Source organism: Hyphomicrobium sp. ghe19 (genome assembly GCF_902712875.1).
In the GTDB taxonomy this organism is placed as follows: Bacteria; Pseudomonadota; Alphaproteobacteria; order Rhizobiales; family Hyphomicrobiaceae; genus Hyphomicrobium_B.
Genome location: NZ_LR743509.1, coordinates 3,997,566 through 4,014,328, shown reverse-complemented (window position 1 = coordinate 4,014,328; position 16,763 = coordinate 3,997,566). Strand labels below are relative to the sequence as shown.

Sequence of the window (16,763 nt, the reverse complement as noted above, 5' to 3'; positions counted from 1 at the left end):
CGCCACATCCCCACGACAAATTGAAAAGCGCGCCAGGGGTGCTCTTGCGGCTCCCACGACTATAGGCTGTACTGTCCGTGCAGAGATCTAGCGCCGCCTTCCGGCCTCGCAGCGCAAAGCCTCAACTTCCGGCCCGCAGTCTCCCCCGGCTGCGGGTATTTTTTTGGGGGCCGTAGCCGCGAACCTCCGCTCAGGACCGGTCTGAAGACGAAAATCCCGCGGCCTTTGCTTCATCCTCGCTGCAGAACCAGCGCTCGCCGCGCTCCGGCCGGACCTTGGCGTTAGCGTAGGCATCCGACCACGGCAGGGCGTAGATCTTTGACGATGCCCTGACGACGCCCTTGATCGGGCAACCGTCTGGCGCCTGGCGTTTGGCCGCTTCCCAGGTCTGGTCGCGCCACGCCTGCGGGCGTGCGACGTCGCCCTGCCAAATGCCGGCTTTCGCGTTCCGCGCGGCGGTCTCCTCGCTGGCGAGCGAGCTGAAATAGGAGCTGACGGCAAAGACGAATCCGTTTCGGACAAGCTGGGCCGCGACGTCATTGCCGTCGACCGCGCAACGCGCGAGCGTACGCCCGGCATCGTCTTGGCCCGAGCGCGTGCACGTCACCACGCGCCCCCGGATGATCTTGTTGAGGCCCGTTTTCGCCGATGCCGCGCAGTTCCAGCGGCGGCCATTGGCTCGCAAGCAAGGCTGTTGCGATGCGGGGGCTTCAATGCCATCGATCCGCACGACGGTGCCATCCACCCGCATCACATCGCCAGCGATCGCCGTCGCCGGCCCCGAAATCTCGGAGGAAATCGTTACCTGCCGGGCGCTGTTGGGCGCGAGGTCCACAACGGCGGCGGCTCCGGCTCCCACGCCGTCGGCGCTGCGAAGCATGGGACCGCCGACGTAGATCAGGCCGATAGCCAGCGCCGCGCTGATGAGATGATGGGCCTTGATTGGGAAATTGCGAGCGATATCCGGCACCATCTTGGCCTTGTCGCGCGCCGCATCGACGGGAACGCGCAAAGCACCGATCACCGGGGCAAGAAGGCCGCCGAGGGAATCCTTGAGAACGCCCCAGAAGAACTTCGCCCAACGCGAAAGTTCGGAAAAGACAGCGACCGCAATATCGAGGAGCGCGTCACCGAGAAACGCGAGCAACCGAGAGAATTGCGAGCGCGCGGCGGAAACACTCGCGCGGCCGGCACCAACGCCGGCATCGGCGACGTTCTTGACCTTTTCGACGGCGGCGACGCGCACATCCTCCACCCGGCGCTGCCGGTCGGCCCGGCGCACGAGAACAGTCGTGCGCACATACTCGCGCCATTCAAAGCCTTCGCTACGTCTACGCCACCCGAACATCGAGCGCTCCTCCCCGCATGATTCGGCTCTAATTCAGTTTGGTGCGAATGATGGCGGCCCTTTGGCCCCAAAGCGCGCCCCACAGGCTTCTTCAATGTTCCCGTCGCGAATTTCGAAGCGGTTTAACGAAGGCGCTTACCGCTCGCAAGCACACGGCCGCACAGCTCGGGCCAAGCTCAATTGCGTTGCGCGATCTGTGCTTCAGGCAGCGACCACATCCTGATGACGCCGTCCTGACCGCCCGTCAGTAGAGTATGGCCGTCGTTCGAGAAGGCCACGGCTTTCGCGCCCGAGCCGGAACCGGTCAGCGGAATGTAGGTTCGAAGCCGCTTCAGGCTTCTGATCCGAACAACGCCGTCCTCGGACGCAGACGCCATCAAATCATCGGAACTCGAAAATGCGAGCGACGTGATGCGTCCGCTGTGTCCGGTGAGGGTTCGCTGCATGCGATACGAAGACATCGATAAGAGCCTGATAGAGCCGTCGAGACCTCCCGCGACCAGCATCGTCCCGTCCGGTGAGAACGCGAGCTGAGAGATGAAATCGGAATTGTTGCGATAGATGCGCCGCGTCTCGCGCGTCTCGGCGTTCCATACTCGGATAGCACGGTCGGCGCCGCCGGACGCAATCCATTGGCCCGCCGCATCGGTGGCAAGAGCCTGCACGGCATTTTCATGCCCTTGAAGGATTGCAGCAGGTGCGGCCTCAGAAGCCGTCTCCCACAACGCGACGGTCCAGTCGTGACTTGCCGCCGCGATGCGATCCTCCGAGCCCGCGAAAGCGACCGACCATATGGTCGCGTCGTTGCGCTTGAACCGGTAGAGACGCCGCCGCGTGTCGAGATCGTACACGCCAATCGCACCGTTCGAATGTCCGGTAACAACGCGATTGTTGCGCACCGCGAGCGCGGTCGCCGGCCCGTCTTCAAGCGGGATCGTACCTTGCTGATAATGAGAATCGTAGGACCAAATCTTGAGCGTCGGTTCCTCTGACGCCGTGACGATCAAACGTCCGTCGCCGCTGAGGGCAAGCTCGTCGATTGCGCCGTCGTGGGCCTTGATCTGGGCCGTCTGCTTCAGTGTCGGATCGGTATTTGGCGCAGGCTTGGTGATCGCCCCAGTCGTGATGGCATTGCCGCGAGCCGTAACGAGCTGCGGAATGCGATCGTGGAATGCGAAGGCGACACCCACGATCGCCGCGGCGATGATGAGCCGCGTTTTGAGCCGCCGCAGGAAAGGACGCCGCCCAACATCCGGTTTCGGACGGATCTTCGGCTTGGACTTGACCTTCTCGGCGACGACACGCGGTGGCGGCGGCAATGGCGGCAGTTTCTCCGCCGGCTTCGCCTTTTCAGCTTTGGCCTTCTCGACCTTCGCCTTTTCGGCGCGCAATAATTTTTTCGCAGCCGCTGGAGGCGCCGCTGGCGGTGCGGCCGGCGGTGCTGTCTGAGCCGCCTGCCGCTTTCCGGCGGACGGGTTCTTCGACGGGTTCTTCAACGCGTCGACGAAATCCAGAAGAACGCCTTTCGGACCCGGCGCATCGGGCGGCGGTGGAACCGGCGCCATGGACACGGATTCCGCAACACGCTGCGCCTCGTCATTGCGGCGGCGGACTTCCGTCTTTTCTTTGAAGCGCTGGAATATGCCGGGCTTCTCGGGCTCCGGCGCGAGAAGCGCACCCCGCCATGCCGCGACCGATTGCGGCCGTCCATCCGGCGTCAGCGACAGGGCCTGCTGGATAGCGTCGAGGAAAGACGCCCGATATCCGCCGAGGGCTGCCTCGCGGACCGGCACCAGCTCATCCTTGAGCATGCGCGACGGCGAGTCGGCCGGCCGCTTTCCGGTGACCGCATGATAGAGCGTCGCCGCGAACGCATAGATGTCGGTCCAGGCGCCCTGTTGGCGGCTCGTCTCGGCATACTGCTCGTAGGGGCTGTAGCCGGGTTTGACGAGCGCAGAGACAGTCTTGGTTTTCGAATGCGCCGCGATATCGCTCCGCGCGGCGCCGAAGTCGATAAGGACCGGATCGCCGTTGTTTCGGATGATGATGTTGTCGGGCGCGATATCGCGATGCAGGAAGTCCGCCTTATGGATGACCTCCAGCGCATCGAGCAGCGGCGCAACGATTTGATCGAGTTCTTTCTGCCGGGGCGCCCGCCCGAGGTCTTTCAACCAGGCTTTGAGATTCTTCCCTTCCTCGAACCGCAACACCATGTAGGCCGTGTTGTTCGCGCGGAATATGCGGTGCACCTTGACGATGTTGTGGTGATCGAACTTCGCGAGCGTCTGCGCCTCTTCGATGAAGCGATCGAGGCCCCAATTGTAGTCGCCCCTGCAACCCGATGAGCGCGGCGTGGCTTCGAGGCTGTCAGTCCGAAGGGCGAAATCGCTCGGGAAATATTCTTTGATGCTGACTTTGCGCGTCAGCTCGGGCTCGTCCGCGAGATACGTGACGCCGAAACCGCCTGCGCCGAGAACACGCACGATTTTGTAATCGCCCGCGAGCTCCGTACCGTCCGGTAAAGCGACAAGCTGCGTCATGGTCCTCGTGCGCGGGCCGTCCGCGCGCTTGCAATGATGCGCCTCTGACGATCGTCCTGATTTAGGCTCTGAGCCAGTACTACGTCTTGTCTCCGTTTTGTCCCAATGGCGCAAGAATGTGGCGTATCGACGGGCGATGAACCCGTGATGAATAAATCCACATGGTGTCGCCATTGAGCCATGTTGCCGCCGCCATCTCCGAACCTAAATCGCCCGACGTGATTGGGCGAATCATCATGCACGAGCAGATAACGACTCGATGCGCCGTAGCCGGTACGGCGATTCTGTCGGGCATGGCAGTCTTGACTTTCCCAGCCGGTGTCAGCGGCGCGGAAAGTGTGGTCGATACGTCTCTCCATTTAGCGAGCGCGACGGAAGCGATGCTGTCCGAAGGCTATCGGGCGGCTCCCGCATTGATGCTCGGCCTTGTTCTCGCTGCGGTTTTGCCGCTTCTGACAATGCTGATGAAAATTTCTGAGACGCTCCGGCGCTCGCCCGATGCAACGACGCGTTACCGGCCGGGGCGAGACGAAAAATTCGACGCGGCGGTTGCGAATGTCGAAGGTGGCCGCCGCCGGGCGCCCTTTGTTGAAATCGAAAGCACCGGCCGCAACCTGCGTTGCGCAATCCTGCGCGACATGCTCCGGATTGGCCGGGAACACGACAACGACATCCGCATCCCGAGTAAGGCTGTGCATCGCTATCATGCAGCCATCCACCGTGATTCGGACGATTGGCACATCACCGACCTGACAGGTGTTGAAAGCAATGGTTTGATCGTCAACGGGCGGCGGTGCTGCGAAGCGCGCTTGAACGATGGCGACATTATTCAGCTGGGGCCAGGCAAGCTGCGGTTTCGCGCCGGTCTCGGATAATACTCACGTTGTCGCCAAGGTTCTGTCCAGGTTCCAGTTCATTGCGTTTCACCAACAGTGTTCGACACTGCGGCAGTCTGTGCTTGTTTAAATCGGAGGGAGATTTTAATGGCCATCGAGCGCGGGGAAACCACCGCAGGGAACGAGGCGAAAGCCGTGAAGCAGCATAAATTTCTTGGCTCTTTGAGAGACGCGCTGATGGCGGCCGGCCGCGATGATACGGCGCCAGCCGGTGCCGCCCGCGCCAAGACACCCGATTCGGCCGCCGCTGCACCCGCTAGCCCTCCCGCAGCGCCCGTGGCTGCGATTGCAGAAAAATCGCCATCCGTTTCCGCAGCCGCGCCCGAGATCCTCAGTGCCGAGGAAGCCGCGCGGTTGGCCAGAACGCCACCCGCACCCAAAGTGCCGGATCTCGCCGCTCCGAGTGACCCGGACCAGCCGCCGACAACCCGCGTTATCCGCCCGGACCCGGCAAAGCCCCGAAAAATCGAGCCGGAGGCGCCCGCTCGCACCGTCCTGGTCCGGGGCAAGCAGAAAATCCAGCACGGGGTTTTCGAGCGCGATCCGGTCGTCGGCTTCTTCATCGTGGTCGGAGGGCCGGGACTCGGCTCATACCGGCCGATCTTCGAAGGCAACAATACGGTCGGCAGGTCCACAGAAAATCGCATTCCGCTCGATTTTGGCGACGATGCCATTTCCAACGAAGCGCAGGCCTATGTTCGCTACGATTCGAGCGATCGGTCTTTCCTCTTCGTGCCAAACCTTGCTAAAACAAATGTCGTCTCTGTGAATGATAAGCGACCGGCAGGCCCCGTGCCGCTGCAGCCGATGGACGTAATAACATTCGGACGCACCCAAGTCGCATTTCTTCCGTTCTGCGGAAGCGATTTCGACTGGTCCGAGATATCCGAAGCTTAAGGATCGAATGCCGCCGTTCGAGCATGCAATCGCCGCGACGCGCGGAGCCCGGGACTATCAGGAAGACACCGCTGCCTTCATGTCTGACGGCAGCGAACCGGTAGCCATGTCCAGCGAAGGGCCGGGCTTTGATCGGAGCGGCTTCGCCGTTCTGGCCGACGGCATGGGTGGCCACGCCGGGGGCGCTCTCGCGAGCAAGACCGTCTGCGAGAATTTTCTGGAACACGTCGCATCCGCCAAGGGCGACGTGGGCGAGCGCCTCATCACCGGCCTCGGTGCGGCGAACGCCGCTGTCGCGAGCAAAATCTCCGAGAACCCTCTGCTGGCGGGAATGGGGTCGACGCTCATCGGCGCGGCCTTCGGACCGGCCGGCGTCGAATGGGTCAGCGTCGGCGATAGTCCGCTCTTTCTTTTCCGTCGCGGCGAGATGGCCCTCTTGAACGAGGATCACTCTCTCGCGCCTGAGCTGGACCGGATGGTCGCTGAAGGCAAATTGACCGCCGCCGAAGCACGCCACGATCCGCGCCGCCACATGTTGCGATCGGCAGTCACGGGTGAAGAAATCGATCTTCTCGATGTCTCGCAACAGCCGTTGAAATTGGAGCCGGGCGATTACGTCGTTCTCGCGAGCGATGGTATCGCGACGCTTGAAACCGGCGAAATTGCCCGTGTCATTCAAGGCTACGCGAAGGACGGTGCGTCCGCCGTGGCCAAAGCCATAATCCGAGCGATTGAAGCACTGCGTGAGCCTTATCAGGATAACGCGACCGTGCTCGTCGTGAGAGCGGTCGGCTAAACGATTTTCCACGAGCTTTTATTGTGATCGCTTATCCGTCGCCCGCTCAAGCGGGGATGGAATTTTGCCTGCAAGGGAAAAGAACTTATTGAAATCAATATTGGCGCGGAGAAACGGCGCCCACTTTTTCATATTCTATGGCGAAGGCTCAGCCCCACCTTACGCAAATGTATACTGGCCGCCAGAAACTGGCAAAGAACCTTCCGTATTTGAGCGCCTGCCTGACGGCCGTTATGGCCGAAAGAAACGTGAAGGAGAGACAAATGATTTCGAAGGTTCTCAGCGGCGCCGTACTTGCAGGTCTTCTGCTGTCCGTTTCGGCTCCGATCGTAGCTTATGCTGAAGATGCAGCCCCGAAGACCAAAGCCGACTGCAAGAAGGCTAAGGGCACGTGGGACAAAGCGACGAAAACCTGCACCGTGAAGAAGTAAGTTTCGAAAATTTCGATTTTCAGAGAAAGCAGTGGGTTCTCGGACCCGCTGCTTTTTAATTCTCACGCACACCTGCACATGCCGTCACGATAGGTGGCCGCCGCCTCATGCGAGACGGTAGAAGCGTTCCGATCAGGTAGTGACCGCGTCGCGGTGTTCTCGTGAAACGCCTCCGCTCGCCGTCATTGGTCCGCGTCTCGATTTTTGCCGGAAAAATGAAGGACACGGGCTTCGCCGAGCGCGCGAGCACCCGGTGCCTCGAAGCGCCGTACGCCCCGCGACGCGGGAAGATCTTGCGCCATACCGCTATCTGAGGCATCAGCGGATCGCCCGCTGGGCATCCCGTCGAATATCGATTTTTCGGCGGCCGGTGCTTGGCTTACTACCCATGACAGTCCACTATCGGGGCCCGCCCACAAGATTTGTGCACTGCGAATAAAAAAAGATTTCTCGGAGGAAAGCCGTGTCTGTCAAGTCCGACATAGAGATTGCGCGCGAAGCGAAGATTAAGCCGATCGCCGAAGTCGCAGCCAAAATCGGCGTGCCGTCGAATGCGCTCATTCCTTATGGGTGGACCAAGGCGAAGGTCTCCACCGATTACATCAACCAGATCCAGTCGAATGAGAACGGCAAGGTCATCCTTGTAACCGCTATCAGCCCGACGCCGGCGGGCGAGGGCAAGACGACGACGACCGTCGGTCTCAGCGACGGCTTGAACCACATCGGCAAGAAGGCGATCGCGGCGCTGCGCGAACCGTCGCTCGGGCCATGCTTCGGCGTCAAGGGCGGCGCGGCGGGCGGTGGCTACGCCCAGGTCGTGCCGATGGAGGACATCAACCTCCACTTCACCGGCGACTTCCACGCGATCACGAGCGCCCACAATCTGCTGTCGGCGTTGATCGACAACCACATCTACTGGGGCAACGCGCTGGGCATCGACCAGCGGCGCATCGGCTGGAAGCGCGTGCTCGACATGAACGATCGCGCGCTGCGCTCGATCGTCAATTCCTTGGGCGGTGTTTCGAACGGCTTCCCGCGCGAGGACGGCTTCGATATCACCGTCGCCTCCGAGGTCATGGCGATCCTCTGCCTGTCGAAGGATCTGAAAGATCTCGAGAACCGTCTCGGCAACATCGTCGTCGCCTACACGCGCGATAAGAAGCCTATCCGCGCTCGCGACTTGAAGGCCGACGGCGCCATGACGGTGCTCTTGAAGGACGCCTTGCAGCCGAACCTGGTGCAGACGCTCGAGAACAACCCGGTGTTCATCCACGGCGGTCCGTTCGCCAACATCGCGCATGGCTGCAACTCGGTGCTGGCGACGAAAACGGCGATGAAACTTGCCGATTACGTCGTGACCGAAGCCGGCTTCGGCGCTGACCTCGGTGCCGAGAAGTTCTTCGACATCAAGTGCCGCAAGGCGGGCATCGCGCCGTCCGTCGTCGTCATCGTCGCCACCGTCCGCGCGCTGAAGATGCACGGCGGCGTCGCCAAGGACGATCTCAAGGCCGAGAACGCGGCAGCGGTCGCCAAGGGCTGCGAAAACCTCAAGCGGCACATCGAGAACGTCAACAAGTTCGGCGTGCCGGCGGTCGTCGCGGTCAACAAGTTCATCACCGACACCGACGCTGAAATCGCCGAGGTTCAGAAAGCGGCCGAAAGCATGGGCACGAAGGCGTTCCTGTGCACGCACTGGGCCGATGGCGGCAAGGGCACGGAGGGGCTGGCGCATCACGTCGTCAAGGTGATCGACGAAGGCAAGGCGAACTTCAAGCCGCTCTATCCCGACGACATGAAGCTGCGCGACAAGGTGAAGACGATCGCGACGGAAATTTATCGCGCCGCCGACATCTCCTGCGATGCGAGCGTCGAAAATCAGTTCAAGGATCTGGAAGCCGCGGGCTTCGGGCACTTCCCGGTGTGCATGGCGAAGACGCAGTACTCGTTCTCGACCGACGCCTCGAAGCGCGGCGCGCCGACGGGCCACATCGTGCCGATCCGCGAGCTCAGACTCTCCGCCGGCGCCGAGTTCATCGTCGTCGTCACGGGTGAGATCATGACGATGCCGGGCCTGCCGAAGGTTCCGTCGGCGGACTCGATCCGCCTCGACGACAAGGGCCAGATCCAGGGACTGTTCTAACATCTCGTGCCGGCGGCCGGCTCCCCGGAAGGGGAGTCGCCGGCACCAACTAAAAGTCGTCTTCGGCCCGGCCGAAGACGACGAGGATTGAGACATATCAGCCATACGGGGCAGGTCGTATCGCGGCTTGCCCCGTTGCTTTAGGAAGTACGCGCTTCCCTCCTAGTTGATTGCCTCCGAATGCGTCTGCTTCCTATCCTTGCCGCGAGCTGCTTTGTCAGCTCGATGTCGATGCGGATCATCGATCCCGTTGTGCCCGACATTTCTCGCGACCTCGGCGTCGATGCCGCGTCCGTCGCGATGCTGGCATCGTTCTTCGCCTTTCCCTATGCGCTTGCCCAACCCATTCTAGGTGCGCTCGGCGACGCCGTCGGCAAAGCGCGCATCATCAAGATCGCTCTTTTGATGCTTGCGTTGTGCTTGGCGGCTTCCGCTGCCGCGCCGACCCTCGATATGCTGGCGTTCACGCGCCTCGTCGGAGGCGCGGCTGCAGGCGGCATCATTCCTTTGGCGTTTGCGATTGTTGGCGATGCGTTCGCAATGAACGAGCGCCAGATTGCACTGTCGCGCGTCCTGACGGCCATCATCGCCGGCAACCTTGCAGGCTCGATCGGCGCCGGTTTCGTGGCATCCGAGTTCGGTTGGCGGATTTCCACTCTGGTGGCGTCGGGTCTCACGCTGGCGGCTCTTGCCGTGACGGTGTGGCGGTTGCGGCCGCCCGTTCCGCCCCGGTCGCAGGAACGACGCCGAGGCGAGTTCATCGATGGCTACCGGGTGGTGTTCGCCAATCCGCTATCCGTCGTTTGCTTCGCTGCGGTGTTCGTCGAAGGCATTGTGATCTTCGGCCTTTTTCCTTACGTCGCGGTTCTGCTCGAGCAGCGCGGCGCTGGCGGCCTGAGAGAAGCGGGCTTCGTCCTCTCAGGGTTCGCGCTCGGCGGCTTCATCTATACCGTCATGGTGCGTCTGATGCTGGGCCGGCTCGGGCTTTACAACTTGATCACGGCAGGTGGCATCGTTTCCGGCCTCGGACTTGCGATGCTCTCGTTCGGAACCTCTTGGCCGGCCGAAATGGCGATTTTCGTGATCGTCGGCGTCGGCTTCTACATGATCCATAACTCGCTGCAGACGCAGGCGACCGAACTTGCGCCGAGCCATCGCGGCTCGGGCGTGGCCGCGCACGCCTTCTTTGTCTTCCTGGGCCAAGCCTTCGGTCCGTTGGCGTACGGTATAGGGCTCGGCAACGCCGGATTGCTCTCGACGATGCTCGTCGCGGGAACCGCAATGGGGATGCTCGGCGTTCTGACGGCCTGGGGCCTGAAATCGCGGGCGGCTCCGACAGCTCTGGGCGTCACCGACTCGGCGCGACCATAATCCGCTCACGCTTCCAGGCAGCGGCCGGTCCGTGCTGAGCAATGCCGGAATTTTATGCTTCGAACGCCGTGCGCTGCATATTTCGGAAGCAAATTGATGCTGATCTGAGTACTAAGGTTCAGAGTTTCCGGGCTTTCCGTAAACTGGCCTGGCCTTTGCGATGCCTATCCGAAAAGAAACGTGACTGGAGGGTGGTCTTGGTCGCGGCATTCGATGAAATGAACGGCTTCGGCGGCGAGGTTCGTGCACCCTATCGCGCGCTCGCCGAGTGGCTCGGCGTCCAACATCTCGACACGCTTCGACAGAAGTCGGCCGAGGCGGAGGTGCTCTTTCGCCGGTCGGGCATCACCTTTGCCGTTTACGGCGCCGAGGAAGCCGGCGAACGGCTCATCCCATTCGACATCCTTCCGCGGATCATCGCGGCGGAGGAATGGCGCCGCCTCGAACTCGGCATCGAGCAACGCGTCAGATCGCTCAACGCGTTTTTGTACGATATCTACCACCGGCAGGAGATCCTGAAGGCCGGCAAGATTCCCGAAGAGCTCATCACCCAGAACTCGGCCTTCTTGCCCGAGATGATCGGTGTCGACCCGCCGCGCGGCGTCTACAGTCACATCATCGGCGTCGATCTCGTCCGCACCGGCGAGAACGAGTTCATGGTCCTTGAAGACAATACGCGCACGCCGTCCGGCGTCTCCTATATGCTGGAGAACCGCGAGACGATGATGCATCTCTTCCCCGACCTCTTCAGCCGCAATCGGGTGAGGCCGGTCGAAAATTATCCGGACGCCCTCCTGAAGACGCTCGAAAGCGTCGCGCCCGGAAACCTCGATGCCGAGCCGACGATCGCGCTGTTGACGCCCGGCGTCTATAACAGCGCCTATTTCGAACACTCGTTCCTGGCCGACCAGATGGGTGTCGAGCTGGTCGAAAGCTCCGATCTCGTCGTTATCGACGGTCTTCTCCGCATGAAGACGACTGAGGGGCTGAAGCGGGTCGACGTTCTTTATCGCCGCGTCGACGACGATTTCCTCGACCCGCTCGTTTTCGACCCGACGTCGCTGCTTGGTGTGCCCGGTATATTCGATGTCTACCGGTCCGGCCGGGTAACGATCGTCAATGCGCCGGGCGCCGGCATCGCCGACGACAAGGCGATCTACAGCTATATTCCAGCGATCATCGAGTTCTACACCGGCAAGCAGCCGATCCTCGCCAACGTCGAGACATACAACTGTCGAGAACCGGCGAGCCTAAAGTATGTCCTCGAACATTTGGCGGAGCTCGTCGTCAAGGAAGTTCACGGGTCCGGCGGCTACGGTATGCTCGTCGGTCCGAAGTCTACGAAGGATCAGATCGAGACTTTCCGGGCGAAGCTCGTCGCTAATCCAAGTAATTATATCGCCCAGCCGACGCTTTCGCTTTCGACTTGCCCAACGCTCGCCGACTCGAGCGTTGCCCCTCGGCATCTCGACTTGCGTCCCTTCGTGCTCATTGGCGATCAGGTGCGGCTGATGCCGGGAGGGTTGACACGCGTTGCTCTGAAAAAGGGTTCGCTGGTGGTCAACTCGAGCCAGGGTGGCGGCACCAAGGACACATGGGTGCTGCAGGAATAACTTCGGAATGCTTGGACGTACGGCAAACGATCTCTACTGGCTGTCGCGCTATATCGAGCGCGCGGAGAACATCGCTCGCCTCCTCGAGGTCGGCTATCGCATCGTGCTGCTACCGCGCGAGGGCGAAAGCTTTCACGAGGAGTGGCGCTCGACCCTCGAAAGCGCGGGCTGCGTCCAAGGCTACGTGCAACGGCATGGCGAGCTGCTAACTCAGAACGTCATCGACTACATGCTGTTCGACACGTCGAATCCGTCGAGCATCGCATCCTGCCTTGCGAGTGCACGCCGCAACGGCCGGGCTCAGCGGACAGCACTGACCCGCGAGATGTGGGAAAGCTTGAACAGCGCCTGGCTCGAATTCTCCGCGATCCGTCCAGCGACCGTCACGTCGAACTCGCTTCCCGAGCTTCTGGACTGGGTGCGCTCGCGCTCCGCGCTCTATCGCGGCGCTCTGCTGAATACGATTTTGCGCAACGATACGTTTTATTTCAGCCAAGTTGGAACGTTCATCGAGCGCGCCGACAGCACAGCACGGATTCTCGACGTCAAATATTATCATCTTCTGCCGTCGAGCGAGATGGTCGGGAGCGAGAAGGATAACTATCAGTGGGCGGCGCTGTTGCGTTCAGTGTCCGCGCATCGCAGCTATCGCTGGGTCTTCAAGGATCATTACCGCCCGCTCAAGATCGCGGACTTCATGATTCTCAATCGTCAAATGCCGCGCTCTCTTCGCTCATGCTACGACGAGCTGACGGTCGCCCTTCGCGACCTCGCGGTCTTTTATGGTGTCAGGCACGATTGCCAGATGACGGCGGAATCGACGCGCGATCTTCTGCTCGAGGCCGACATGCAAAACATTTTTCAATCTGGGCTGCACGAGTTCGTGCAGGACTTCATAGGGCGAAACAACAAGCTCGGTAACGAGATCTCTACCGCTTATCACTTTAGCGATTGAGGGTCCGGCGATGCGTATTTCGATTGGGCATGTGTCGCGTTACGTTTATAGCGAGCCGACGAAATATTCCATTCTCGCTCTGCGTCTGACGCCGCCGACTTTTCAAGGCCAGCGCGTAGTCGAATGGCGCGTCAGCGCTCCAGGCATCGACGCCGCGAAGGCCTTTCGCGACGGCTTCGGCAACATGGTGCAGCTTACGACCTGCACTGAAGAGCATTCTGAGTCGCTTATTATCGCCAAAGGCGTCGTCGAGACCGAAGATCGCGCCGGCGTCGTACGCGGGTTTTCCGATCCGGCGCCCATCAGGGTCTACCGCCGCCAGACTGCGAAGACCGCCGCGACCGACGAAATTCGCGCCCTCTGCCGAGCCGCAGGCGCCAAGCTCGATATTCGCGGAATGCACAACCTGATGCATGCCGTGCGCGATGCCGTGGAATACCGGATCGGCGCGACGAATGCCCATACGACCGCCGCCGAAGCATTGAGGGACGGTGAAGGCGTCTGCCAGGATCACGCGCACGTCTTCATTTCAGCCGCACGAGCATTGAATGTTCCGGCGCGCTACGTAAGCGGCTATTTCCTGACGGGCGCGGATGAGCCCGCCGACGCCAATCACGCCTGGGCGGAAGTGTGGCTCGAAGGGCTGGGATGGGTTGGCTTCGACCCCGCCAATCGGATATGTCCAACGGAGAAATATGTACGGCTCTCCTCGGGGCTGGATGCGACATATGCGGCTCCCATTCGCGGCTCCCGGAGGGGCATCGCAAACGAAGAGCTTGACGTAATCGTCGAAGTTCAGCAGCAGAGCAGCCAGCAACAGTAGCCGCCTGCGGGTCCGGAGATCTTGTATGACATACGCCGTAGCATTCCGCCTGGAGTGCGGGTTAGTGTTTGCGGCCGACACCCGTACGAACGCCGGCGTCGACAACATCGCCCAGTATAAAAAATTGCAGATCTGGCGCCGCCCGGGGGATCGGGTGCTCGTTCTTTTGGCTGCCGGCAATCTTGCGGTGACACAGGCCGTCGTCAGTTTGCTGAATGAGCATCTCGCGGAAGAGGAAGCGGGCGAAGATGCGGCGACGCTCTATACCGCGCCCAACATGTACCGCGCCGCGCGCGTCGTCGGCGACGCCATTCGCGAGGCGCGACGCATCGATGGGCCGGCCCTCGAAGCAAGCAAGCTCGGATTCAATACCAACTTCATTTTCGGTGGTCAGATCAAAGGCGAACGGCCCCGGCTCTTTCAGATCTACCCGGAAGGCAATTTCATCGAGGCGACGGACGATACGCCGTTCTTCCAAATCGGTGAGCATAAGTACGGGAAGCCGATCCTCGATCGCGTCGCACGCTCCGATATGCGGCTCGGCGAAGCGGCGAAGCTCATGCTCCTGTCATTCGATTCCACGCTACGATCGAACCTCTCCGTCGGTATGCCGATCGATCTCGTCATCTACGAGCGCGATTCACTCGACGTGACACGCGAAAAGCGCATCAGCGCAGACGACGAATATTTTCGCCAGCTCTCCAGCTCCTGGTCCGATGCACTGCGACAGGCATTCTCCAAGATCGAGGAGTTCGACGTCTGATCGGCGTCGGTTGCTGCCGCTATTGATTAATGTCAATAAACCGCAGCAACTCGGTAGAGGCGCGTCCTTGTGACCCTCTGCACGCGCGGAGTTATGTTGCACCCCAGCAAAAAAACGGCGACTTGCCTATGCACAGTTCCAGCTGAAACTGCAGCCTCGCTTCTGTCCATCAAGTACGCTTAGATGTGACAGGCGCGGCGAAGGGCAGGTGAGCGCTGGAAGGGTATAATGGGTCTCGCGACACTCAAGGAATATCTATCGAATTGGACGCTGGATGGCCGCACGCGCGGCCAGGTCGCAGACACCGTTCTCGCAATCGCTGAAGCGAGCGTGAACCTCTCGGAGATTGTCGCTCGGGGCGCGCTCAGCGGCAAGCTTGGTCGGGTCGTTGCGCGCGCGGGCGAGTCCGACGAGCAGAAGGAAGTCGACGTCATCGCCAACGGCTTGATCATCGAGGCGCTGAAGGCTCAGCCCGTCGCAGCGTTGGCTTCCGAGGAAGCAGAACAACCGATCGGGTTTCGAAACGACGCACCGCTCTTGGTCGCCACCGATCCGCTCGACGGCTCATCGAACGTCGATGCTAATGTTTCCGTCGGAACGATCTTCTCGGTTCTTCCGCGTCATCCGTCGTCGACCGGCGAGGCGGCATTTCTCCGGCCGGGTTCGCACCAGCTCGCAGCCGGCTTTTTCGTGTATGGCCCGCAGACCGTATTAGCGCTGACGGTCGGCAACGGCACGCAGATCTTCACACTCGATCGCGAGACACGCACCTATCGCCTGACGACACGGAACGTCGCGATCCCTGCGGAGGCCGAAGAGTACGCTATTAACGCTTCCAACGCTCGGCACTGGGACGACCCGATCCGCATCTATATTCACGACTGCGAGAACGGCGCCAACGGGCCCCGCGGCCATGATTTCAACATGCGATGGACCGGTTCGCCCGTGGCGGACATTTACCGGATACTGACTCGGGGCGGAATTTACCTTTATCCGGGCGATCGCCGGAAGGGGTTCCATCAAGGTCGCATTCGCCTGATCTACGAAGCCAATCCGTTGGCGTGGATCGTGGAGCAGGCGGGCGGACGCGCGACGACAGGAAGAGAGCGTGTGCTGGACGTCGTGCCGGCCGCCCTCCATCAGAAAACGCCGCTGATCTGCGGCTCACGCGATGAGGTGGATAGGGTAATGCGCATTTACAGCGGCCAGGAATTCAAGGGCGACCGCTCACCGCTATTCGGCCGCCGCGGCCTGTTCCGGGCGCTCCCATGAGCTTGTTAACCTTGAACCGCAGCGCATCGAGTCTCCGCAATGTCGATTAAGCATCCGATCATATCCGTCACCGGCTCTTCAGGCGCGGGAACGACGTCGGTGCGGCAGACCTTTGAAAACATTTTCCGTCGCGAGCACGTGCGCGCGGCTTTCGTGCAGGGCGACGCTTTTCATCGCTACGATCGCTGCGGCATGGAAAAGGCGATGAAGGAAGCAGCGAAGCGGGGAAATCCCAATTTCAGCCACTTCGGCATCGAGGCCAATCTCATCGAGGAACTCGAGACGCTCTTTCAAACTTATTCCGAGAGCGGCAAGGGCCTGATCCGTCATTACATCCATGATGATGTGGAGCAGCGCGCGCTCGGCGCGCCCATCGGCAGTTTTACGCCTTGGACCGAGATCGAGCCCGACACCGATCTCTTGATGTATGAAGGCCTCCACGGCGCGATCGTGACCGGCGATAGCGATGTCGCCCGTCACGCCGACCTGAAAATCGGTGTCGTGCCGGTGATCAATCTCGAATGGATCCAGAAGATCCAGCGCGACCGAACCGAGCGCGGCTATACGACCGAAGACGTGACGCAATCGATTCTGCGGCGCATGCCGGATTACGTGCAGTACATCTGTCCGCAGTTTACGCAGACGGACATCAATTTTCAGCGCATTCCAACCGTCGACACGTCGAACCCTTTCATCGCGCGCTGGATACCGACGCCTGATGAATCGATGGTTATCATCCGCTTCAAGGAGCCACGCGGCATCGATTTCGCGTATCTCTTGTCGATGATCGGCGACAGCTTCATGTCGCGGGCCAATTCCATCGTAATTCCTGGTAGTAAGCTCGATCTGGCAATGCAGCTCATTTTGACGCCGCTGATCCTGCAACTCGTCGAACGTCGCCGCCGAGTGATGTGATCG

14 protein-coding genes are annotated in these 16,763 nt (G+C 61.0%); 12 read left to right on the top strand and 2 right to left on the bottom strand.

Annotated elements, in window-relative coordinates; translation table 11 throughout:
* Positions 1-190: 190 nt before the first annotated feature.
* Together AACL53_RS19120 and AACL53_RS19115 are read right to left on the bottom strand one after the other, a co-directional pair.
* Positions 191-1,348: a thermonuclease family protein gene (locus AACL53_RS19120; protein ID WP_339086150.1), complete on the bottom strand. Its 1,158-nt coding sequence runs from the start codon at positions 1,346-1,348 to the stop codon at positions 191-193.
* Positions 1,349-1,524: 176 nt separating this feature from the next.
* Positions 1,525-3,888, bottom strand: a complete 2,364-nt coding sequence (locus AACL53_RS19115) for a serine/threonine-protein kinase (RefSeq protein ID WP_339086149.1) — start codon at positions 3,886-3,888, stop codon at positions 1,525-1,527.
* A 293-nt stretch (positions 3,889-4,181) separates the two neighbouring features.
* Between AACL53_RS19115 and AACL53_RS19110 the strand changes: the two genes are divergently transcribed.
* The 12 genes from AACL53_RS19110 (at position 4,182) to AACL53_RS19055 (ending at position 16,760) form a co-directional block, all read left to right on the top strand.
* Complete coding sequence (locus tag AACL53_RS19110; RefSeq protein ID WP_339086148.1) at positions 4,182-4,763, top strand: FHA domain-containing protein; 582 nt, start codon at positions 4,182-4,184, stop codon at positions 4,761-4,763.
* A 108-nt stretch (positions 4,764-4,871) separates the two neighbouring features.
* Positions 4,872-5,681 carry an FHA domain-containing protein gene (locus tag AACL53_RS19105; RefSeq protein ID WP_339086146.1) on the top strand — a complete coding sequence of 270 codons (810 nt, stop codon included), beginning with the start codon at positions 4,872-4,874 and terminating at the stop codon, positions 5,679-5,681.
* 7 nt (positions 5,682-5,688) lie between these two features.
* Entirely contained in the window at positions 5,689-6,477 is a 789-nt protein-coding gene (locus AACL53_RS19100; RefSeq protein ID WP_339086145.1) for a PP2C family serine/threonine-protein phosphatase, read from the top strand.
* A 263-nt stretch (positions 6,478-6,740) separates the two neighbouring features.
* Positions 6,741-6,908, top strand: coding sequence for a hypothetical protein (locus AACL53_RS19095; RefSeq protein ID WP_177228184.1), 168 nt, complete (start codon positions 6,741-6,743; stop codon positions 6,906-6,908).
* A gap of 463 nt (positions 6,909-7,371) precedes the next feature.
* Positions 7,372-9,048: a formate--tetrahydrofolate ligase gene (locus AACL53_RS19090; RefSeq protein WP_339086143.1), complete on the top strand. Its 1,677-nt coding sequence runs from the start codon at positions 7,372-7,374 to the stop codon at positions 9,046-9,048.
* A 180-nt stretch (positions 9,049-9,228) separates the two neighbouring features.
* On the top strand, positions 9,229-10,419 hold the full coding sequence (locus AACL53_RS19085) for an MFS transporter (protein WP_339086141.1): 1,191 nt from the start codon (positions 9,229-9,231) through the stop codon (positions 10,417-10,419).
* 218 nt (positions 10,420-10,637) lie between these two features.
* On the top strand, positions 10,638-12,032 hold the full coding sequence (locus AACL53_RS19080; protein WP_339086982.1) for a circularly permuted type 2 ATP-grasp protein: 1,395 nt from the start codon (positions 10,638-10,640) through the stop codon (positions 12,030-12,032).
* 7 nt (positions 12,033-12,039) lie between these two features.
* A complete protein-coding gene (locus AACL53_RS19075; RefSeq protein ID WP_339086140.1) occupies positions 12,040-12,987 on the top strand; it encodes an alpha-E domain-containing protein in 948 nt (315 codons plus the stop codon).
* Positions 12,988-12,997: 10 nt separating this feature from the next.
* Complete coding sequence (locus tag AACL53_RS19070; RefSeq protein ID WP_339086139.1) at positions 12,998-13,810, top strand: transglutaminase family protein; 813 nt, start codon at positions 12,998-13,000, stop codon at positions 13,808-13,810.
* A gap of 25 nt (positions 13,811-13,835) precedes the next feature.
* A complete protein-coding gene (locus AACL53_RS19065) occupies positions 13,836-14,573 on the top strand; it encodes a peptidase (RefSeq protein WP_339086138.1) in 738 nt (245 codons plus the stop codon).
* Between the two features lie 228 nt (positions 14,574-14,801).
* Positions 14,802-15,845, top strand: a complete 1,044-nt coding sequence (locus AACL53_RS19060) for a class 1 fructose-bisphosphatase (protein ID WP_339086137.1) — start codon at positions 14,802-14,804, stop codon at positions 15,843-15,845.
* Between the two features lie 39 nt (positions 15,846-15,884).
* Positions 15,885-16,760: a phosphoribulokinase gene (locus AACL53_RS19055; protein ID WP_339086135.1), complete on the top strand. Its 876-nt coding sequence runs from the start codon at positions 15,885-15,887 to the stop codon at positions 16,758-16,760.
* The last annotated feature ends 3 nt before the right edge of the window (positions 16,761-16,763 follow it).